Consider the following 19,995-nt stretch of genomic DNA (forward strand, 5'->3'; position numbering starts at 1 on the left):
AAACGTTCGCTTGGTAGACGCCAGCAGCGGAAAGCAACGTCCCGGCGCAGCAGCACAGTGTGAGCAGCGCAGTGAAAAGGCTTGTCGCGGGACGGGCCGCCCTGCTGTCGCCACGCACCGACACGGAGGGTTTCGAAGCCGCCCTGGCCGTGTCTGAGGAGCTCAGCCAGACAACGATCCACCGGCATCTGCCCTACACCCACCTACACGTACTAGTCGTCGATTGCCTGGGCGTCCTCGATGACGTCGTACCAAGCAGTCTGATGGTTTACCTGCTGTAGTTCGTCGAGCCTTGCGCGCGTGGAGAGAAAGGCGGGATCCTCGTGCCAAGCCTCCCAGTCACGTTGGCTCCTCCAGGTCCCCACAATGACCCGAGTGTTGGGTGCATCAGCAGGTGAAAGCAACTGTCCGGAAATCCAGCCTTCCCTGTCGTGGGCTGATCTGAAACGTTCTCTGATTAGCTGATCCCACTCACTTTCTGAGCTTGGCTGGAGCTGCATGGTACTGACAACTGTCATCATTTGGACCTCCTAGAAGGATCGGCTTTCATCAAGTACGTCTTGACAGATTCTTCGGTTAGGAGCCCGTTGTCAACGGGACCGATAAAGCGGCACCCGAGATCACCCCCGGGTTTTGCGGACTTCTTGGCCTGGAAACGAATGCTCGCGGAAGGCCGCGGCGCTCCGTCCCTTCGCCAGCATCCAAAGTAGGAGCGTCCGGATGCTCGGCTAGGTTGCGGTTCCGGGTGGCGACGACTAGCAAAATGCCACTGACGGTTCCTTCCGCAGGATCTCAGCAATGCGCAGTACCACGCCGAGGCTTCCTCGTCCTCGAAAGGGCACACCCCACGCGGAGAGCAGTTCTCTCCGTTGGTGCCTACAAAGGCGCCAGCAGACGTTATAGCTTTACAGACCTATGGCCAAGGCGTTAAAAGTAGGACGAGTTCAAACAGATGAGAGAAACGGTCCGTGTCCGTCCTGCCGTGTTTACGCAGTTCAGACTTTGATTTGGGACTACACATGCCAAACGAGTGTTGCAGAGCTGCCCGGAAGCTGGACGAATGCCCGCAACGGGCGCAGGATCGGACGACGTCATCCGCTCCAGAACCATAACGCCGCAGTTTCGAAACTCCGCCAGAGACTACATGTGCCGGGCTGCCTCCTCGAACGCCGCTGCACGGAGACCGCACTGACCCCTGTGGCCCCGTCCGTACTCGCCCGTCGAAATCTCCTCCTTTTACGGTTCGACGCAGCCGAAGTTTGGCATCCACGCCGCCTGCGCGGAAGACCCTGTGAGTGCGGCTGGCTCCTGGCTCACAGCAGAGCCGATGTCTGGCTAAATCAGGGCGTACCTGAATCGGAAGGTCAGCTTCCATCACGCCACCTATCGCCCAGCAGCAGGCGAGTATGTTATCGCCATGGATGGGCATCATTGATTGTACAAAGCGGCTAGCGCAGGGACGGTTCGTCCAATGATTGAGCGGAAATGCGTTGTTAGGCTTCGAATCCTTGACCCAAGTACCTCGGCACGGCGATGCCGCCGCCGGCGATCCACGAAAGGACTCCCATGACTCCGACGCCCGGCTCCGCCAACCGGAATGCCGCACAGCATCAGAGGGGTACGCCCGCCGGACCGTTGTCGGGTCTGCTTGTGGCCGATTTCTCCCGGGTTCTGGCCGGTCCGCTGGCCACCATGACGTTGGCGGATCTGGGCGCACGGGTGATCAAGGTTGAGCGCCCCGGCACCGGTGATGACACACGCAGTTGGGGACCACCGTTCTCCCCCACCGGGGCTACCTACTTTGACAGCGCCAACCGCAACAAGGAATCCGTATGCCTGGACTTGGCTAAGCCCGATGACCGGAAGCTGGCGAGGGAGCTGGCCATGCGCGCCGATGTCCTAGTGGAAAACTTCAAGCCCGGCGGCATGGATAGACTGGGTCTGGGCTACGCTGAGCTCTCTGCAGGCAACCCCGGCTTAATCTATGCATCCATCTCTGGCTTTGGCAGCGCCGGTGGAGCCTCACTGATGGGCTATGACTTCATCATCCAGGCTGTGGGCGGCCTGATGAGCATTACCGGCGAAAAGGATGGCGGGCCCATCAAAGCCGGCGTCGCATTGGTCGATGTGCTGACAGCCAAAGACACCACCATTGGCGTCCTTGCCGCCCTCGCAGCCCGCGCCGTCTCGGGGCTCGGCGCCCATCTGGAGCTTAACCTGCTCTCAAGTCTGCAAGGCGCGCTGGCCAACCAGGGCCAAGCCTTTCTGGGTTCGGGGACGGTGCCGCAGCGCCTGGGCAACGCCCATCCTTCCATAGTGCCCTACCAGTTGCTCCAGTGTGCGGATGCGCCGCTGGCAGTGGCCTGTGGCAATGACGGGCAGTTCGCCAAACTGACCCAGGTCTTGGGTATTGCTGGGATAGCCCAAGACCCCCGATTTGCCACCAACAACGCCCGCGTGGAATATCGCACGGAATTGGTCCCCATCTTGGAGGACGCCCTGTCCGCGTCCTCTGCCCTCATCTGGCAGGACAAGCTCATCGACGCGGGCCTTCCCGTCGGCCATGTGGCAGGCATCGATGAAGGCATTGCTTACGCCGAGTCTCTAGGTCTAGAACCGACTATCGAGGTCCGCAATGTCGCAGGCGATTTCGTTGGGCGACAGATCCGCCATCCCATCACGTGGATCCCGGCCATCTCCTTGCCTGCGGTCGCACCGCCGTCACTGGGCGAGCATAGCGACACGATCAGGGCCTGGCTGGTCAACGGCGCCAGCAGTTCCGCAGTAGACACGATGCCTCACGAACGGCGCTAAACAAATCCACGGCTGACGGAGCACGCTTAGCGATGCAGGCGTTACACCCAGCGGAGCGCCAGCCACAGGTTCGCCGCTACATCGGGATCGTCCGGATCGGCCTGCAGCAGTTCCTTCGCAATTCCCATCCGGTGTCGCAACGAATTCCGGTGGATCCCCAACTCGCGGGCCGCGCCCTCCCATTGGCCCCGGTGGCGCAGATAAGCGCGTACGCTGCCAATCAGATCCGCCCGCTGATATCCGCGCAGCGCCGCCACCCAGCCTTGTGTTCGCGGATCAAGGGCCCCTTCCGGAACGTCGATAATTTGCCCGGCGTCCAGCGCACGCACCATGGCGGCCAGCTGCCTGACCTCATCGTGCACACGCGCCAGCGGCATCGGCCGGCCGAGCACAGCTGTGACGACGACGTTTTCCGGCAGCGGCGCGGAAATCCGGTGCAGTGGCGTCCACCTCGCTGCTGGCCATGTCGCCGGCGTCGTATTCCGCGTCCAGCAGGTAGTAACGAATTCCGCTGTCCAGATGGCTCAGGCGGCAGGAACGCAGGGCACCTGCGGCCTGCGGCCAGCCTGTCGCGGCACGCAGCCGCGCCTCCAGCTCGCCAGAATCCTCAGCGGCATCGGTCCCGCCCCGCACCACCAGGACCCGCACGGCTCCGACGGGTGCCGTGATACCCAAATCCGGGGCAAGAGCCCGGCCAGCGTCAACATGTCCGGTGAGAAAGAGCTTTGTGACGGCCGAGCCGAGCGCGGCAACGGTGGCGTCGCTCTCCTGCTGCTGGGCGGCCTTGATCGAGAGCAGGACGCACACGGTCATAATGACCCTGCCGGTCGGCCCGCGTCAGTTTGCGCCCTGCACCAATTGCCAAGAACCCGACCGTACGGCGGCCCACCAGCACGGGATATTCAACGACGTCGGTGCCATGGATCTGAAAGGTGGAGGCGGAGTGTGTCACCGCCATATCAAGCCGCGACGTTTCTCTACGCAACTGCCGCACTATCGTCTGGTTGTCTATAGGCCACACGGTTTCCGCAGCGTTGTCTGCCGGGAGATAGGCCACCCACCCCCCCAGCGCTCGAGCCAGGGCCTTGACGACGGAAGGGAGGGCATCCGGCTGCGCAGCCGCCCGGGCCAGTGCAGTCTGCGTTCCGAGGCTGGCGGTCAGGTCCGCCTGGCCCTCGCGGCCTACCAAGTCCCAGCGGCGCTCGCGGTTGTCTACGAGCGCACTGAAGACCCTTGGAGAACAGAACACCATGAACGAAACCTCTGATTTGCTGAACATTGACTCCCTCTTCAGCCCGGAAGAACTTGCCCTGCGGGACAAGGTGCGGTCCTTTGTAGACAGCACCATCCGACCCAATATTGCCACCTGGTATGAGCAGGCGGCCTTGCCCGTGCAGATCATCAAGGAGATGGCCGGGCTGGGCCTGCTGGGCATGCACTTGAAGGGTTACGGCTGCCCCGGCCGCTCCGCCGTGGAGTACGGCCTCGCTGCTATGGAACTTGAAGCAGGCGATTCAGGTCTGCGCACTTTCGTCAGCGTGCAGGGCTTGCTGGTTATGAGTGCCATCTACAAGCACGGCTCAGAGGAGCAAAAGAACCGGTGGTTGCCCAAAATGGCCGCGGGCGACGTCGTCGGCTGCTTCGGCTTGACCGAACCCACGGCTGGCTCCGATCCGGGCAGCATGAAGACCTTTGCCCGTCGCGACGGCGACGTCTGGGTCATCAACGGCTCCAAGCGCTGGATCGGCATGGCCTCCATAGCCCAGATCGCCATCATTTGGGCCATGACCGACGATGGCGTCCGTGGGTTCATCGTTCCCACCAACGCCCCAGGCTTTGAGGCCGCCCCGATTGAGCCGAAACTCTCCATGCGGGCTTCCATCCAGTGTGACATTGAACTTCGCGAGGTCCGCCTCCCGTCCACGGCGATCCTGCCAAACGCCAAAGGGCTCCGCGGCCCGTTCCAGTGCCTCAATGAAGCCCGTTACGGCATCATCTGGGGCACCATGGGGGCCGCGCGGGACAGCTACGAGACGGCCGTCCGCTACTCCAAGGAACGGCTACAGTTCGACAAGCCGCTGGCGGGCTACCAGCTGACCCAAGAACGGCTGGTCAACATGGCCCTGGAAATCAACAAGGGGATGCTTCTGGCGGTGCAGGTTGGGCGCCTCAAGGAGGCCGGTCAGCTCAAGCCGCACCACATCTCCGTCGGAAAGCTTAACAACTGCCGCGAGGCCATCAGGATCTGCCGCGAGGCACGCGCCATGCTGGGCGGCAACGGCATTACGCTGGAATACTCACCGCTGCGCCACGCGAACAACCTGGAATCGGTGCGCACCTACGAGGGCACCGATGAGGTCCACACGCTGATCCTCGGCAACCACATCACGGGCATCCCAGCCTTCCGCTGAACCGTGGCCAGCAAAGGAACATGGCGATGACTACATCAGTCGAACTGCAGCATTACGTCTCGGGCACCTGGTTTCAGGGCGACGGAGGCATCATCACCTCCGTCAACCCTGCCCGCCCAGACGAAACGGTGGCTCACGGACTGCAGGCCGGACCGGCCGACGTCGAACGCGCCGTGGCAAGCGCCGACGCCGCCAAGCATGGCTGGGCCCGCACCCCTGCCCACGAACGCGGCGCAGTGCTGCCACGTTCGGCAGTGATCCTGGAACAGTACTCGCAGGTCTGGGGGCTGGAACTGGCCCGCGAGGAGGGAAAGACACTTGCCGAGGGCCAGGGCGAGGTGCTGCGCGCCGCACAAATTTTCCGTTACTACGGCAACAACGGCGACCGCGAAGCCGATGCGGTTTACTCGTCCCCACGGCGACGCGAAAAAATCTTCGTCATACGCAAGGCGCTGGGGGTAGTGGGAGTCGTGACCCCGTTCAACTTCCCCATCGCCATTCCGGCATGGAAGATCGCCCCAGCGCTGACCTATGGCAACGCGGTCGTCTGGAAGCCAGCGAGCACGGTGCCCCTGCTGGCCATGCGGCTGACCCAAGCGCTGGAAGAGGCCGGGTTGCCCGACGGTGTGCTGAATCTGCTGATTGGGCCGGGCTCCATCGGCACAGCTTTGGTCGAACACCCGGCGGTGGACGGGCTGTCGTTCACCGGATCCACCGGCGTAGGTCGCACCCTGGCCGCCGCCGCGGCTCGCCACGGCGTCCCAATCCAGGCAGAGATGGGCGGAAAGAACGCCGCCATTGTTTTGGCCGACGCGGACCTCGAACTGGCCACAGAACAAGTCATCTTGGGCGCCTTCCGCTCCTCAGGGCAGAAGTGCACGGCGACGTCTCGGCTGATCGTCGCAGACACCGTCGCCGATGACTTCCTCGCCGGTTTGGCCGCCAAGGCCCAATTCCTGATTGTGGGCGACCCTGCAGACCCCTCCACCGAGATGGGGCCACTGGTCAGCGGTCCCGCGCGGACGTCCATCCTGCGCGGCATGGACGCGGCTTTGAACCAGGGCGCCGGTCTACTAGCAGGGGGCTTCCCTTATGAAGACACTGCACGGGCCGCCGGTTACTTCGTCGCCCCCACGATTCTGGAACTAAGGGAGGCAACCCACGCTGATGTCTGGCGTGACGAGTTGTTTGGCCCCGTCCTCAGCGTCCGCCGGGCAGCCTCGACGACGGTCGCGTTCGACCTGGCGAATGACAGCGAATTCGGGCTCTCTGCAGCACTGTTCACGCAGGATGTCACCCTAGCACTGGAGGGAATGGACGAGCTGGACGTCGGAATCCTGCACGTGAACTCCGAATCGGCCGGAGCCGATCCGCACGTGCCATTCGGCGGAGCCAAGAAGAGCGGCTACGGGCCCAAGGAACAGGGACAAAGCGCCAAAGAGTTCTACACGCACACAACCACTGTCTACCTCCAGGGCGGCCGCAGGTCCAGTCTCCGGGGTGCCGGCGCCTAGGGTCCCCAGCGTTCCCGGCACACAGCTCCAAAAGGCCCCTTCCCACCGAATGGGAAGAATAATGCAACCCACTACCACCACCGCGCGCATTCTCGTTTCGGCGCTGGCGCCATGCGATCGCGTATCGCGCAGATCCCTGCCCTCGCCGGGTACACCCAGCAGTTCAGGACGTCTGCGACAGACCGCCTGGAGCACGCCGCGGCCCAACTACGTGAACGCATGGATAAACTGGTGAAGTCCGGCAAGATGAACGCCGAGCTGGCTGAGCGCCCCCTTCGATCAGCTCGAATTCAGCGCCGACCTGGACTCCGTGGCGCCCTATGCCGACATCGTCATTGAGGCTGCCACCGAATGACTGGATACTATGAAGGCCATCTTTTGCCCGGCTCGGCCAACTCACCCCGCCGCATGCGATGCTGGCCGCCGGTACCTCACGACCGGCTCCTAACTGCAGCACCGGGCCAGTGACCGGGCCAACCAGTACTGTCGGCTATAGAAGTAGCCCGGGCCTTTTGCGGGGGGAACCTTCGGCAACCCGTCTAAAATTCTCTTGCGCGTCACATACCCGAAAGCTGCCTCTGGCCTAGCCGTCATTAGTTGCCTTCCGTAGAAGGCCAGTCTGTTCCACAAGTTCCGTCATCCAGGGCCGATGGCCCTGCTTAAACGTCAGGCCCTCTGGCAGTCCCCGGACAGTGGCCCTGGAATTGACTACGTCGATAGAGATGGGACCTCTGCCCGTAGGTGCATTTGTGATGCGCAGATTGCCGAATGACTCCGGAATGGCCGGGTCCATCCACAAACCCCCGCGGGAAACATGGGCGTCGTACCTCAGTAGGCTTATCACCAGGTGGATCGGGGTAGTCGCTGCCCACGCCTGCGGTGAACAAGCAGCAGGATAAGGTATGGGTCGCGGGAACGCTTCCCGGCTGAAGCCGCAGAATAGCTCGGGAAGCCGACCATTAGAGTACTCCGCCGCCTCAAACAGAGCGGTTGCAATGCGCTGCGCCTCGGCTACGAATCCGTACCGTAAGAGGCCGGTCGCGATGATCGCGTTGTCATGTGGCCACACCGAACCATTGTGATAACTGGCTGGATTGAAGGCCCCCATATCACTGGCCAGGGTCCGTATGCCCCAGCCGCTGAACATTTCAGGCGACATCAACCGGTCGACGACCAAGGGGGCCTTATCGGTGTCCACGATGCCCATCCAAAGGCAATGGCCCATGTTGGATGCGCACGCGTCGACCTGACGCTTCTTGCCATCCAGCGCGATTGCATAGTATCCGCGTTCCGGGATCCAAAACTGTTCGTTGAACTGTTTCTTGAGTCGTTCCGCCTTTTCTGCTAGCTCGGACCCAAGCGACTCATCGCCAGCGTCGTAGGCCATCCAAGCGCGTGACAGATACGCAATGTATACGTAGGCCTGCACCTCGCAAAGCGCTATGGGAGGTTCCGCGAGAGTCCCGTCGGCGAAGTTGATACCATCCCACGAATCCTTCCAGCCCTGATTAATCAACCCACGATCATTTAGGCGCTCATATTCAACAAATCCGTCGCCGTCTTTGTCTCCATAATCCCGGATCCATGCCAGCGCGCGATCCGCATGGGGCAATAGGTTCGCTACAGTCTCAGCGGCGAAGCCCCATCGGCTGAGCGCTCCAATGGTGTTCACGAACAGTGGCGTCGCGTCGACACTGCCGTAATAGACGGACTTGCCACCCAGTGCTAAACCGCTCGAGACATCGAACCGGACTTCGTGAAGGATTTTTCCAGGTTCCTCCTCGGTTAGCGGATCCACAGATTTACCTTGGCGGTCGGCCAAGGTTTGCAGGGTGCCCAAGGCGAGAGAGGGGTCTACAGGAAGCGCCATCTCAGAAGCCCACAACGAGTCCCGGCCGAACAGAGTCATAAACCAAGGGGCGCCGGCCGCCACCACAACCCGTTCCGGATGATTTGGGTCCTCAATCCTCAATGCGCCCAAATCGTCGTAGCTCCGCTGCAAAGTGTGCTCGATCGAGCGGTTGTCTATGCTCATCACCGGAATCTTTGCCACCCATTCCTGCCGGCGACGATCTCGCGGGGATAAGCCGTGCTCATCCGCACTTTCAAACGGTCGCAAACCTACCTTTTCGTCAGTTGCTGGCACCACCGTAAGGCCAGTTGTCCAAGAATTTCGTGGCGCCACTACCGCTTGATAGGTCACACTCCCCGGCTCGACGACGGCACCGGTGGACTCTATATCGACGCCCTTTCGTACATCCTCCCAAGTGGCCCGGATTGAAAGTGAATCTTCGTTCGCCCGGCGGGTTTCATCCCAGCGATGTTGAATCCGCGCCTCCTTCACTTCAAACAGATCGGCGAAATCCGCTTCGACACTGAGACGGATGATGCAGTGGAACGGCTCCAACGAATAATTGCGAACTGTGATCTTCTCCAGCATTCCGGCTCCCACTTCCCTCAGCCGTTCGACAATCAGAGGGCTATCCGCATGGCCGTCGGTACGGGGAACACGGCAAACAAACTTCGCCCGATACGGCTCCGTTCCCCCTGCCGCCAGAGGCTCGAGGTTCAAACCGTTGATGGTGAGACTCCAGCAGGAAAGGATGCGCGTGTCTTGAACAAACAAGCCATGCGGAAGTGCAGGATCCATGTCCCCATTCGGTAGAGAAATACAAAAAGACGAGCCCTCTACCAAGGTAACCGCTCCTGATCCAGGCGACTCGGCTACTGTGTCGGCATTCCATCCAGCCACGTTTGGGTCCCTTCAGCGTCTGATCCATAGAGAGCCAACGTAGGCCTTCGCGTGCTCCTGTAGCCTTCGTTGGTTTAATCGACGCTACGCCTGACCCTCTTCCCACGCTATAGCCCCGCGTTGACTCCTGAAACCTCCTCCAGGGGATACTTTGGCTCGCTAATAATCCTCCGGCTGGTCGGCGTTGCCGGGTGAAAGTGGGCGGGTTCCGGGAAAACGACGATCCGCCCAGCCCGGCGTGGAGCCCGCCGCCGCGGCCGGAAAGATGTGGAAATTGGCTGTCCTGCTCGACAGTACGACATGCTGTCGAGCAGGACCTGTTCATGCTTTGAACCCTTGCAATCGGCTACGGCAAAACGGCTCTCAGAGAAGCCCCCTGTCCCCTGCCCTCCATCTCTTGGCCTACGTTGTCGAGCTGACAACAGGCGGCGCTACGAGCAGTACACCCGTTACATTTATTCCGTCCCCGAAGGCCGGGGATTTGGTCGCTGGACCTGGTATGACTTTCTTGCCCTGTCACTGATGATCCGGGGGGTGTTGTCGCCAGGTTCGGAGACACGCGTTGACTGCTGATAGGGACACGGCCGGCTCCTTCCGCGGGGCCAGGTCTCTTTGTAACGTGGGTGCCAGCATCGGGTGTCGTGACTGCGGCCATAAGTGGTGCAAAGGAGCGCCGGATGGACGAAGAATACGAGGTCTACTGCGGGCTTGATGTCGGCAAGTCCGAGCATCACGCCGCAGCGCTGAACGCGACCGGTGAGCGGGTATTCGATAAGCCGTTGCCGCAGGACGAGGCCCGGCTGCGCGAGCTTTTCACCGGTCTGCAGCAGCACGGTCGGGTCCTGGTGATCGTGGACCAACCGAACACCATCGGCGCACTGCCGATAGCCGTGGCACGGGACTGCGGCTGCACCGTTGCATACCTGCCCGGCCTAGCGATGCGCAAAGCCGCTGACCTGTACCCCGGAAAGTCCAAAACGGACGCGCGGGATGCGTTCATCATTGCCGAGACCGCACGTGCCATGCCGCACACCCTTCGGGCAGTAGACCGGGACAGCGAAGTGCTCGCCGCGCTGAAGGTGCTCTCCGGATTCGACGCTGACCTGACCCACGAGTGCACCAGGGCGATCAACCGTTTGCGGTCCCTGCTGCTACAGATTTTCCCCGCCCTGGAGCGCGTCTTCCCGGGAACAGTGCTGACCCGGTCTCTGGTCCTGGAGTTGTTGATCAAGTACTGGGGGCCGACCGGGTTGCGGGCCGCCGGGCGGTCCAACGTGCTGCGCTGGGCCAGAAACCACAGCCGGAAGGATCCGGGGAATCTGGTCGACGCGATCTTCGCCGCACTGGGCGAGCAGACGGTCACTGTCATCGGTACCGAAGCCGTCGAACTGGTCATTCCCCGCGTTGCTGGCCAAATCAAGGAACTCAAACACCAGCGAGCCATCGTGGCCGAAGAAGTCGAAAAGCTCCTCGATGATTTCCCTCTTTCCCAGGTCTTGATGTCCATGCCGGGAGTAGGCATCAAGACCGCAGCGACGATACTCCTGACCATCGGCGATGCCGGCACGTTCACTTCCGCTGGGCACCTCGCGGCCTACGCGGGCATTGCCCCGGTCACACGACGCTCCGGCACCTCGATACGCGGTGAATTCCCTGCCCGATCAGGCAACAAGCAGCTCAAGAACGCACTGTTCAGATCCGCTTGGATCGCCAGTTGCCACCACGCGGCTTCGAAGGCCTACTACCAAAAGAAACGGGACCAGGGGAAGAAGCACAACGCCGCCGTCATCTGCCTTGCTCGGCGCCGCTGCGACGTCATCTACTCAATGCTCAGAAACGGCACCCTCTACGAGGAGAAACCCGCCCAAGCCGCTTGACGAAAAGCATAGGGACACCCCCCGCACCGCGGTAACCCTCCCACCTGCACTGCCATTCACTTCACACCTCTGGCATCCAAGGCCGAAAAAGCCCGGTTCCACCTCGGAAATCATGCTGAGTTGCGACTTTTGGATCATGAAACGGTGTGAAACGAAAGACTTCCGAGCCGCCAGCGCTCCCCAGCGAAGAACAATGCCAGACGCGGATTGATCGCCTCATCACGGAACTCAGATCACAGTCCTCCGAGCTAGAACGCCTTCACGCGATCTACGACGAGCTGGAAACACGCAACAGCCTCCTACACAACGAAGTCCTGCGGCTCAAACGAGCCCAGCGAACGAACGTCCAGGACCTCGCTCACGTGGCCGCGGCCCTCGTCCACATATCCAGAGCTAAGGGAATCGCCCTCGACCCCACAACAGTCGGGATCCTCCGACGTCGCGGCTGGGTGCCCGGCAGATCACGAGCCGGTGCGCCACGGCGATGACAATGTCCATCGCCAGGCTGTCAGTCCAGTCAGGCCTGAAGTACCTCTTCAAGTCCACGATGCTTGACGATTACGGAACCTCTCCCCCGGACACCATCAGCTACTACCTCGCCACCGGCACACCCCAGGGCCGATGGATCGGTCGCGGACTCGACGGGATCAATAGAACGTCCGGCAACCTGGTGACGGAATCCGACGCTAGATCCATCTTTCAAGACGCCCAGCACCCAGACACGGCGGCGCCTCTGGGCCGACCCTACGGCGAAGCAACCGTGACCCAGCGTAGTCAAGGACAAATCAGCAACAAGCATGCCGTCGCTGGCTTCGACCTCACCTTCAGCGTCCCCAAGTCGGTCTCCGCTCTCTGGGCGCTCAGCCCGCGTCAACTGCAAGAACAGATCCTCGAGACCCACCACCAAGCCGTCGAAGCAACACTTCACTGGCTCGAGGAACTCGTCGTCAACACACGCGCCGGACGAAACGGCATCGCCCACCTCGGCACACGCGGGGTCATCGCTGCCGCCTTCGATCATTGGGAGTCAAGGGCAGGGGACCCCCAACTTCACACGCACGTCGTGATCGCCAACCGTGTCCAGCGCATCACGGACACAGCCTGGGTCACCCTGGACTCCCGGAGCCTGTACAAGGCAGTCGTAGCAGCGAGTGAGCACTACAACGGCCTGCTCTTCGATGCGCTGAGGCAGAATCTCGGGACCGAAACGGACATGCGGGCTCCCGCACAAAATACGCACAACCCAAGCCAGCAATTGACCGGTATCGATGACGCGCTCATCCGGGAGTTCTCCAACCGGTCGAGGCTCATTGACGTCGAGACCGACCGGTTAGTGAGCGAGTGGACCGCTGAACACGGCACCCGGCCCTCTCCCACAACCACAGTGAAGCTGCGGCAGCAGGCCACGCTCTCGACAAGAACGCCGAAGGAACACACACCGTCTCCCCTACGCGAGCTTTCCGCCAACTGGCGCGACCGCTCCGCAAGCAAGGGATTCGACCCGGAGAACGTCGTTGCCTCCACCATTCGGCGGTCCCACAACCGCCCGTTCCACGCCAGGGACTTCGCCCCTGACTGGACTGCCGCCGTCGGGCTCATTACGCGACAGCGCGTCGCGGCAAAGCGGTCCACATGGAATCGGTGGAATCTGATCGCAGAAGCCGAGCGCGTTTGCGCCGAGATCCGGTGCGCATCGCCGGTAGACCGCAATGGGATGGTCGACGCTGTCGCCACAGCAGCGGAGCTGCAGTCGGTGCCGCTCAACGAATATCGTTACAGCGTGCCGACGGAGGCTGCTAACGATCTGGGCTTTGCGAACAGCAGCGTGTTCGACCTTCACGGGTCACGGCTCTACACCGATGAGGCGACCCTCGCCTTCGAGGATCAGATCCTTGCGGCGAGGAACGACGACGGCGGCCCGGCGGTCAGCGCGAATATCGCCATGGACTCAATCGCCTCATACAGAAAAGACGGGACCCTTGAGTTGTACGCGGACCAAAGGTCCGCTGCAGCTGAAGTCCTGCTGAGCGGCCGCCGACTAGACGCCGTAGTTGGCCCCGCAGGCACGGGAAAGACAACCGCCCTCGGTGCGATCAAGACTGCGTGGGAGTCTCAATTCGGCGTGGGCAGTGTGGTCGGTTTGGCGCCGGCCGCTGCGAGCGCTGACGTTCTTGGCTCCGAGCTCGCTATGGTTACGGAGAACGTTTCCAAGTGGCTCTATGAATCTGTTGGTAGCGGAGCGGCTCATAGGGCGTCAGCGTTCTTCGATGCAGAATCCCGGCTCACTGGGCGCGTGCCTCATGGCAGCGCGGCGTCAATCCTCGAACAACGGATTACGCGGTTGGCGGCAGAGCAGGCCCAGTGGACGTTTAGAGCCAATCAGCTCGTGGTCGTCGACGAAGCGTCGATGGTTTCGACCCAGCAACTCGCGGCCATAGTCCGGCAAGCCCACCTGGCTCAGGCGAAGGTGTTGTTGGTCGGTGATCCGGCGCAGCTCGATTCCATTGATGCCGGCGGAGTTCTTGGCTGGCTCGATCGGCAGGGGAAAGCCTCAAGATTAAGTTCGATTTGGCGCTTCGAGCATGCTTGGGAAAAGTCAGCCTCGCTCGATCTTCGTGCGGGCCGTGCGTCTGTTCTTGCCGACTACGAGCACCATGGACGAATCAGCCATGGCAGTTATCTGGACATGCTGGACTGCTCGTACTCTGCCTGGCATTCGGATGTCCTTTGTGGGCGCCTGTCTGTCCTTATTGGACCGGACAACGAGACGGTCAGGATGCTCAACGAACGAGCCCAAACAGACAGGGTGGTCCTTGGCGTAGCCGACGCAGAGAAAACCGTTGTCCTGAGGGATGGGCTGGTCGCGGGCCGGGGCGACTTCATCATTGCCCGACAAAACGACAGAAGTATTCGCGACAGCCACGGCTCGTCTATTCGGAATGGAACACTGCTCGAAGTGCAGGAGTTGGATGGACGACACAGGTCACTGTGCGCCCGACGGATGGACACCGGGGCGCTAATCGAGCTCAGTGATTCATATTTGCAGGCATCGGTTGAACTTGGATATGCCACCACGGCCCACCGATCCCAGGGCATCACCGTCGATACGGCGCATGTAGTGGTCACCCCTGGCCGGCTCACCAGAGAACTCCTGTATGTGAGCATGACCCGTGGGCGGCTCTCCAATATGGCGTACGTCAGTGAGAATGACCCCGACGAAGACGAAATCCTTGATCCCAGTGCGCGATCGGGTTGGCGTGCCATTCTTGGCGAAGTCTTGGCCGCGGAAGGCGCGGAACGGACAGCCCACGAGGTCCGCGACTTTGAGCGTTCCCACGCCGACAGCCTCGAGCGCCTCAGCCGCGAGTACGACTACCTGGCTCAAATAGCGGCCAGCGTTGATCTGACGCAAGCAATCGACAGCCTGCTCCCCGGCAAAATGAGGGAATTTGAGGCCTCGACGGCGTGGGGAGCCACAGTCGCTGCCTGGCGAAAAGCGTCCAACGTCAATCGCGCCGGCTGTCTCCGAGTGTTGGCCGAAGTGCTGCGATCTGACAGCACCGCAAAGGACCCGGCCGCTGTAGTCCATTCCCGACTACGCAGGTTCAGTTCGGGGATGCCGCAGTCGACCCTCGATCCGTTGACCGAGCACCTCTCGCTAGGCCGCGAAGACCTCCGATCTCTAGTCACACAGGTAAGACACCGGATCCTTAACCGAACCGAATTTGTTGGAAAAATTGCTCTACTCGACGAACCATCGTGGACACCGCCCTTGATGGAAATGCTTAGCCCCAGCCCTGATCCGCTCGAGGCTTCAAGGATCATCCGCGAGGTAGCTGTGTATCGAGACCGATGGAACGTGGGCGACTCTCCCCTACCCCTTGGCCCGGCTCCATCGGAGTATGACTGGGAGCAGCGCTCACAGTGGGGCGCAATTCAGCAGGCAATCCGCAATGCCGCGAACTTCGCGCCATCTGAACTTAATCCAAGCATCATCAACGCGACCGGGGTTGACCAAAGTCTTAACAGCGCTGGGTGGCAGCTCTAAACTCGATGGAGGGAAAGAATGCAGATGAACCCAGCAATCAAGCCAAAGGTAGCGACACCCGCTCTGGTCATCCTAAGCGCGGTAACCTTGGTTCTTGCCGTCGTGCTGCTGGCAATGACGAACGAAGTTCCCGGCTCCGGCTGGTTCCTTGTGGCCGTCATTGTCCTGGTTCTGGTCATCCTGTCGTTCTGGGCTCAGCGCATTCGTGGCCAACGATCATGGCAGGCCACAGCAGATGCCCGATGGAAGCAGCTCGAAAGCTTCAAGAACAACAGCGGGACGACTGCGGAAGTCACCGTTCTCAGCGTAGATGCCCTTCAGCCAACAGGTTCTTGGATCAGCATTCGCTGGAACCGCTTCGACTACATCCAACCCGCTTGGATCGAAGCGCTACCTGAACCGATCTGGTCCGGATCCGTCCTCTTGATCCGACCGGATCCTGCACAAATACGGCCTGGCAGTCCATGGCCAGCGAACTACTTCATCGACGGCGATCACGTCTTGGGCTGGGCTCCGCCCGTCTCATAGGTCTGTGTGTCCGTTGCCCAAGCCAGACCCGGAAGCCCAACTTCGTAATAGAGTAAATCAGGGCTTTAACGCCGAACATCGCTCACCTTGCCGAGATCGCATAACCGCGAAACCCATCCAGTTATGAGCCGGCCTCCCGCAGCCGGTCGAGGGTGGGCCGTCAAACCCCGAAGAGTGACCGAGCTATCCGGCGAAATAAGGGAGCGCAGCGACCGCGTGGGATTGGCCGGTTGCGTGGGTTGACGGGTCGGGCCCCCCGGACGGCTACGATCAGTGGCCTTGTACGGAGAACATCCCAGCCATATGTAAGGCAAAAAGAGGCTTTTGCAGTCGGCCGCGGAGCGGGCGCCCCTTCTGGTCCTTGGTCCTTTAGGCTGACCCCATGGACGAGTCCACCCCGCGGGCACTGCAACCACCGGTTGCTGTTGCACTGGCGAAACTTGTCAAGAACTTCCCGGGGCGGGGCGTACTACCGGGAGGAATGTGGGCGGAACCCAAATGGGACGGCTATAGAACGGTGGCGCCGGTGGATCCGGCGGGGGTGACGCTGTGGTCCCGGCAGGGCAAAGAACTTTCGAGGATCTTTCCAGAGCTATGCGCAGCTGTACGGGCTCAGGTCCCGCCCGGTGTGGTCCTCGATGGTGAGGCGCTCATCTGGCACGGGGACCGGCAGGACTTTGAGGCGTTGCAACGCCGCTTGGTCACCTCCAGGGCGGATCTGCCGGCGCTGGTCGGTGAGCTGCCGGCCTCCTTCGCGGCCTTTGACGTGCTGGCCATTGCCGGCAGGACGTCCGGGGTGTGCCGTTCGCGGGGCGCCGGCAGCTGCTCGAGGAACTGGCCAAGGACTGGACCGCTCCGTTGAACCTCTCCCCCACCACCACCGACATGGAACTGGCAAAGATCTGGTTGCAGGATCTGCCCTCCACAGGGGTGGAAGGGCTGGTCTTTAAGCGAGGCTCGCAGCCCTACGACGGGTCGCGGTCCTGGTTGAAGCTCAAGAGCAAAAACACTCTCGATGTGGTGTGCGCGGCCGTCATAGGCCCCATGATGCAGCCCCAGGCCATCATCGCCAGCTTGCCAGTCGATGGGCAGCTGAGGATCGTCGGCAGGTCCGCGGTCCTTTCCACGCGGGTAGCGCGTGAGCTGGGACGCCAGCTCACGCGCGGCGCAACCAGGGGGAGTAGTTGCGGGCGGATATTTGGGTCGACGCTGAGCAGTGAAAGCCCACCGATACTGTTCGAACAGTGCCCGGACGGTCACCGGTCCCGGGAGCACGAATGCAGCTATCGAACCTGTAAGGATGATCTCGAAGACGCCAGGGACCGTTTGCTGAGGGAGGGAGCATTCGATCTTGAAGGCGTATTTTGCGGAGCCGTCGGCGTTAAGAGTCACTGTGACAGTGGACGTGCGCTGGTTGGACGGTGTGTCCGCTTCGACCAGGTCGACTCCCTCGGATTCGAGGTGCCTTCGGATCCTGTGGCCGTCGCTGTCCTGACCGAGGCGCGTCAGCAGCGAAACTGCGTGTCCTAGGCGGGCAAGTCCTACTGCCACGTTGGCCGGCGAGCCTCCCGGATGGCTGGTGGCCCCTTGGCCGGTGGCAACAATATCCATGAGCGACTCGCCCACGATAAGGATGGAGCGGTGCCTCATTCACGCCCTCCCGGTGGTTGTGCCAATGCAATTGGTCGCGTGATCGATGCCTCCGGACGGGCTGGACGGAGTCGGGACTACAGGCATGTGAGCAGGGCCTGTGAGAGCACTTCCGCACGGGAGTCCTTTTGGTTTCCCGCCTGGATGGTCTGGTAGGCGAACCCGAGTCGGTGCGTTGGGCTTGCGAATGCCAGTTGTCCCCCGGCACCGTCGTGCCCGAAACAGCCCGGGCCGGCCATGCGGCGGCGACGGGAGTGGAGCATGAAGCCTGTACCCCAGACGTTTCCCTCGTCAGCCCCGTAGAAGGGCTGCCCCCAGGACAGCGGCAGTGTTGCCTGAGCGATGGAATCGTCCTCCAGGAGGCGGGTTCCATCGACATCGGCGACGGTGGCACCATACAGACGGGCCAGGTCCCGAGCCGTGGCAACGAGGTTCGCCCCGGGGCTCTCGCTCCCCAGGAAGACTTCCCCGTTGGCGCCGTTAAAGAAGTCCGCGTCATAGGCTCCGGACATGGTCATGGCCTTCTCCGCCACGACCAATTCGTGCGGAGGATACGGAAGAGGTTCTTCCGCCACCGGGGGGATCATCGGCGCGAAATCGGCGCTCAAGCCGTCGGCGCCGAAAGCAATCGTCAGGCCCAACGGCGCGGTCACGTACTTTTCAAGCCACTCCGAGGGCTTCATGCCCGTGGCGCGTCGAAGCACTTCACCGGCCAGAAATCCCATGGTGATGGGGTGGTACGCAAAAGTCTCATTGGGCTGCCACTCCGGCACCTGGGCAGCCAGAGCCTGCACCGTTGGAGTCCAGTTTCGAAGGTCCGCTGCGGTCAGCGGGGCCGCGGGATAAACGAGTCCGGCGCGGTGGGCCAGAAGCTGGCGGACAGTTATCCGGTCTTTACCGTGGGCTGCGAATTCCGGCCAATATTGCGCCACGGGACGATCGAGGTCCAGGTGGTTTCGTTCCGATGCCATGAGAAGGCAGATCGCGGTGATGCCCTTGCTGACGGAGAATACGACGCTGCGTGTTGCGGCAGTCCAGGGCGTGTTGGGCCGGGATTCACCGGCGAACAGGTCCACCACCGTTGTTCCGTCAACGACGACGGCGCAGGCGGCCCCAATATCGCCGCGGCTTTGGAAGTTCTCCCTGAAAGCGTCCGCGACAGGACCGAATCCCGGAGCAACATCTCCGCTGAGGTTGAGCATCTTTGGTGGACCTTTCGCGGAAACAACGCTGAGAAGCTTGGAAGCTAAATGGATTTAGCGAATACTAGTTTCATGTCCTCTTCTAAATATGTCAAGGCACGTCCTGGTAGGAACGCATGACCGGCAACAATGGAGCGATGAGTCCCCGAATTACCTTGGCTGATGTCGCCGAACGAGCCGGCGTGTCCCGGACCGCCGCTTCGCTGATCCTCAACGGGCGGGAAAATACCCGGTTGAGTGTTGATGCCCGACGGCGGGTGTTCGAAGCCGCTGAAGCTCTGAACTACCGACCCAACCTGATGGCCAGAGGCCTGCGGATGGAGAAATCGGCGACCATCGGCTTCGTCTCCGATCGGATCGCTTCGACGCGCTATGCAGGCCCGATGATCCGCGGGGCCTTGCGGGCTGCCCGGGAGCGGGACCACACGCTGTTTGTGACAGAAACCGAAGGTGACCTGCGGGAACAGGAACTGGCCATAGAGGCCCTGCTGGACCGCCAGGTCGACGCGCTGATTTTGGCGACGGTGACCGGGACGATCATGATGCCCGAGCGTCCGTTGCCTGTTCCGCTGGTAATCCTCAACGGCAGTCCCGGACCCGGGGACTTTAGCTCGGTCCTGCCAGATGAGGAAGGCGGTGGCCGGCAGGCCGCCCGCCATCTCATTCAGCTTGGCCAGCGCCGAGTGCACATCCTTGGCACCTCCGAACCGGAGTATTGGACCGTGCCGGTGCGCCGGCGCATCGAAAGTCTTCTGTCGGATTTTTCCAACGCGGGCGTGGAGGTTATCCGGGTGGCTCTCGACCGACCCGTGTGGGACTTCGAAACCGGCCTGGATACGGCGACCAGGGCAGTTAGCCAGCACGGCCCTGTCACTGCAGTCATAGCCCTCAATGACACACTCGCGGCCGGCGCCTACGAAGGGTTCCGCCAGCAGGGCCTCATCGTCCCGGATGATGTGTCCATCGTCTCCTTCGATGACGACGACATCGTCTCGGTTCTGAGGCCACAGCTGACGACCGTGGCCCTTCCCTTCGAGGCCATGGGCCGCCGGGCCGTGGAGATCGCACTGGACGCGAACACGGCAACGGTCGGCGAGCACCTCGAACCGATGCACCTGCGGCACCGGGACTCAACCCGGCCTGCCGCCACCCCCTGATACTTCAGGAATTTTCTTCACGGGCTTGACAGTGACCTATGG

15 protein-coding genes and 1 pseudogene are annotated in these 19,995 nt (G+C 61.8%); 10 read left to right on the top strand and 6 right to left on the bottom strand.

Annotated elements, in window-relative coordinates; genetic code table 11:
• The first annotated feature begins 59 nt into the window (after positions 1-59).
• Positions 60-281, top strand: a complete 222-nt coding sequence (locus ACFX4T_RS06990) for a hypothetical protein (protein ID WP_377651354.1) — start codon at positions 60-62, stop codon at positions 279-281.
• On the opposite strand, the gene ACFX4T_RS06995 is transcribed toward ACFX4T_RS06990, so the two are convergent.
• Positions 213-521, bottom strand: a complete 309-nt coding sequence (locus ACFX4T_RS06995) for an antibiotic biosynthesis monooxygenase family protein (protein ID WP_377651262.1) — start codon at positions 519-521, stop codon at positions 213-215. The two genes, ACFX4T_RS06990 and ACFX4T_RS06995, sit on opposite strands and share 69 nt — an antisense overlap.
• 1,045 nt (positions 522-1,566) lie before the next feature.
• Here ACFX4T_RS06995 and ACFX4T_RS07000 point away from each other — a divergent pair.
• A complete protein-coding gene (locus ACFX4T_RS07000) occupies positions 1,567-2,814 on the top strand; it encodes a CaiB/BaiF CoA transferase family protein (RefSeq protein WP_377651263.1) in 1,248 nt (415 codons plus the stop codon).
• A gap of 41 nt (positions 2,815-2,855) precedes the next feature.
• Here the strand turns inward: ACFX4T_RS07000 and ACFX4T_RS07005 are convergent, their stop codons facing one another.
• The gene (locus tag ACFX4T_RS07005; RefSeq protein ID WP_377651264.1) at positions 2,856-3,176 is read right to left on the bottom strand and encodes a helix-turn-helix domain-containing protein; all 321 of its coding nucleotides are present in this window, start codon (positions 3,174-3,176) and stop codon (positions 2,856-2,858) included.
• The gene (locus ACFX4T_RS07010) at positions 3,166-3,627 is read right to left on the bottom strand and encodes a hypothetical protein (RefSeq protein WP_377651266.1); all 462 of its coding nucleotides are present in this window, start codon (positions 3,625-3,627) and stop codon (positions 3,166-3,168) included. Before ACFX4T_RS07010 ends, ACFX4T_RS07005 begins: the two co-directional genes overlap by 11 nt.
• Before the next feature lie 437 nt (positions 3,628-4,064).
• Here ACFX4T_RS07010 and ACFX4T_RS07015 point away from each other — a divergent pair, with 437 nt between their 5' ends.
• The 3 genes from ACFX4T_RS07015 (at position 4,065) to ACFX4T_RS07025 (ending at position 7,078) form a co-directional block, all read left to right on the top strand.
• Positions 4,065-5,225, top strand: coding sequence for an acyl-CoA dehydrogenase family protein (locus ACFX4T_RS07015; protein ID WP_377651267.1), 1,161 nt, complete (start codon positions 4,065-4,067; stop codon positions 5,223-5,225).
• Positions 5,226-5,251: 26 nt separating this feature from the next.
• The gene (locus ACFX4T_RS07020; RefSeq protein ID WP_377651268.1) at positions 5,252-6,739 is read left to right on the top strand and encodes an aldehyde dehydrogenase family protein; all 1,488 of its coding nucleotides are present in this window, start codon (positions 5,252-5,254) and stop codon (positions 6,737-6,739) included.
• A gap of 111 nt (positions 6,740-6,850) precedes the next feature.
• Entirely contained in the window at positions 6,851-7,078 is a 228-nt protein-coding gene (locus ACFX4T_RS07025; protein ID WP_377651269.1) for a hypothetical protein, read from the top strand.
• Positions 7,079-7,322: 244 nt separating this feature from the next.
• Here ACFX4T_RS07025 and ACFX4T_RS07030 read toward each other — a convergent pair whose 3' ends face one another.
• Entirely contained in the window at positions 7,323-9,491 is a 2,169-nt protein-coding gene (locus tag ACFX4T_RS07030) for a glycogen debranching N-terminal domain-containing protein (protein WP_377651270.1), read from the bottom strand.
• A 677-nt stretch (positions 9,492-10,168) separates the two neighbouring features.
• On the opposite strand from ACFX4T_RS07030, the gene ACFX4T_RS07035 reads away from it, so the two are divergent.
• The 4 genes from ACFX4T_RS07035 (at position 10,169) to ACFX4T_RS07050 (ending at position 16,806) form a co-directional block, all read left to right on the top strand.
• The gene (locus ACFX4T_RS07035; RefSeq protein WP_377651271.1) at positions 10,169-11,368 is read left to right on the top strand and encodes an IS110 family transposase; all 1,200 of its coding nucleotides are present in this window, start codon (positions 10,169-10,171) and stop codon (positions 11,366-11,368) included.
• A 490-nt stretch (positions 11,369-11,858) separates the two neighbouring features.
• Entirely contained in the window at positions 11,859-15,416 is a 3,558-nt protein-coding gene (gene mobF, locus ACFX4T_RS07040) for a MobF family relaxase (RefSeq protein ID WP_377651272.1), read from the top strand.
• 18 nt (positions 15,417-15,434) lie between these two features.
• Positions 15,435-15,944 carry a hypothetical protein gene (locus tag ACFX4T_RS07045; protein WP_377651273.1) on the top strand — a complete coding sequence of 170 codons (510 nt, stop codon included), beginning with the start codon at positions 15,435-15,437 and terminating at the stop codon, positions 15,942-15,944.
• Between the two features lie 481 nt (positions 15,945-16,425).
• Complete coding sequence (locus ACFX4T_RS07050; protein WP_377651349.1) at positions 16,426-16,806, top strand: hypothetical protein; 381 nt, start codon at positions 16,426-16,428, stop codon at positions 16,804-16,806.
• A 521-nt stretch (positions 16,807-17,327) separates the two neighbouring features.
• On the opposite strand, the pseudogene ACFX4T_RS07055 reads toward ACFX4T_RS07050, so the two are convergent.
• Positions 17,328-17,594 (bottom strand): annotated as a pseudogene (locus tag ACFX4T_RS07055) (PfkB family carbohydrate kinase); the annotation flags it as partial.
• Positions 17,595-17,671: 77 nt separating this feature from the next.
• Entirely contained in the window at positions 17,672-18,796 is a 1,125-nt protein-coding gene (locus tag ACFX4T_RS07060) for a serine hydrolase domain-containing protein (RefSeq protein ID WP_377651274.1), read from the bottom strand.
• A 116-nt stretch (positions 18,797-18,912) separates the two neighbouring features.
• Between ACFX4T_RS07060 and ACFX4T_RS07065 the strand changes: the two genes are divergently transcribed.
• Positions 18,913-19,953: a LacI family DNA-binding transcriptional regulator gene (locus tag ACFX4T_RS07065; RefSeq protein WP_377651275.1), complete on the top strand. Its 1,041-nt coding sequence runs from the start codon at positions 18,913-18,915 to the stop codon at positions 19,951-19,953.
• Positions 19,954-19,995 lie beyond the last annotated feature (42 nt).

Source organism: Paenarthrobacter sp. YIM B13468, from assembly GCF_042788025.1.
Classification (GTDB): Bacteria; Actinomycetota; Actinomycetes; order Actinomycetales; family Micrococcaceae; genus Arthrobacter; species Arthrobacter aromaticivorans.

Excerpts from the sequence above, each read along its gene's own strand:
- ACFX4T_RS07050 (WP_377651349.1), top strand. The coding sequence starts at position 16,426 with ATGTGGGCGGAACCCAAATGGGACGGCTATAGAACGGTGGCGCCGGTG.
- ACFX4T_RS07035 (WP_377651271.1), top strand. The coding sequence starts at position 10,169 with ATGGACGAAGAATACGAGGTCTACTGCGGGCTTGATGTCGGCAAGTCC.
- ACFX4T_RS07010 (WP_377651266.1), bottom strand. The coding sequence starts at position 3,627 with ATGACCGTGTGCGTCCTGCTCTCGATCAAGGCCGCCCAGCAGCAGGAG.
- ACFX4T_RS07045 (WP_377651273.1), top strand. The coding sequence starts at position 15,435 with ATGCAGATGAACCCAGCAATCAAGCCAAAGGTAGCGACACCCGCTCTG.
- mobF (WP_377651272.1), top strand. The coding sequence starts at position 11,859 with ATGTCCATCGCCAGGCTGTCAGTCCAGTCAGGCCTGAAGTACCTCTTC.
- ACFX4T_RS07015 (WP_377651267.1), top strand. The coding sequence starts at position 4,065 with ATGAACGAAACCTCTGATTTGCTGAACATTGACTCCCTCTTCAGCCCG.
- ACFX4T_RS06995 (WP_377651262.1), bottom strand. The coding sequence starts at position 521 with ATGATGACAGTTGTCAGTACCATGCAGCTCCAGCCAAGCTCAGAAAGT.
- ACFX4T_RS07065 (WP_377651275.1), top strand. The coding sequence starts at position 18,913 with ATGACCGGCAACAATGGAGCGATGAGTCCCCGAATTACCTTGGCTGAT.
- ACFX4T_RS07020 (WP_377651268.1), top strand. The coding sequence starts at position 5,252 with ATGACTACATCAGTCGAACTGCAGCATTACGTCTCGGGCACCTGGTTT.
- ACFX4T_RS07000 (WP_377651263.1), top strand. The coding sequence starts at position 1,567 with ATGACTCCGACGCCCGGCTCCGCCAACCGGAATGCCGCACAGCATCAG.
- ACFX4T_RS07060 (WP_377651274.1), bottom strand. The coding sequence starts at position 18,796 with ATGCTCAACCTCAGCGGAGATGTTGCTCCGGGATTCGGTCCTGTCGCG.
- ACFX4T_RS07025 (WP_377651269.1), top strand. The coding sequence starts at position 6,851 with ATGCGATCGCGTATCGCGCAGATCCCTGCCCTCGCCGGGTACACCCAG.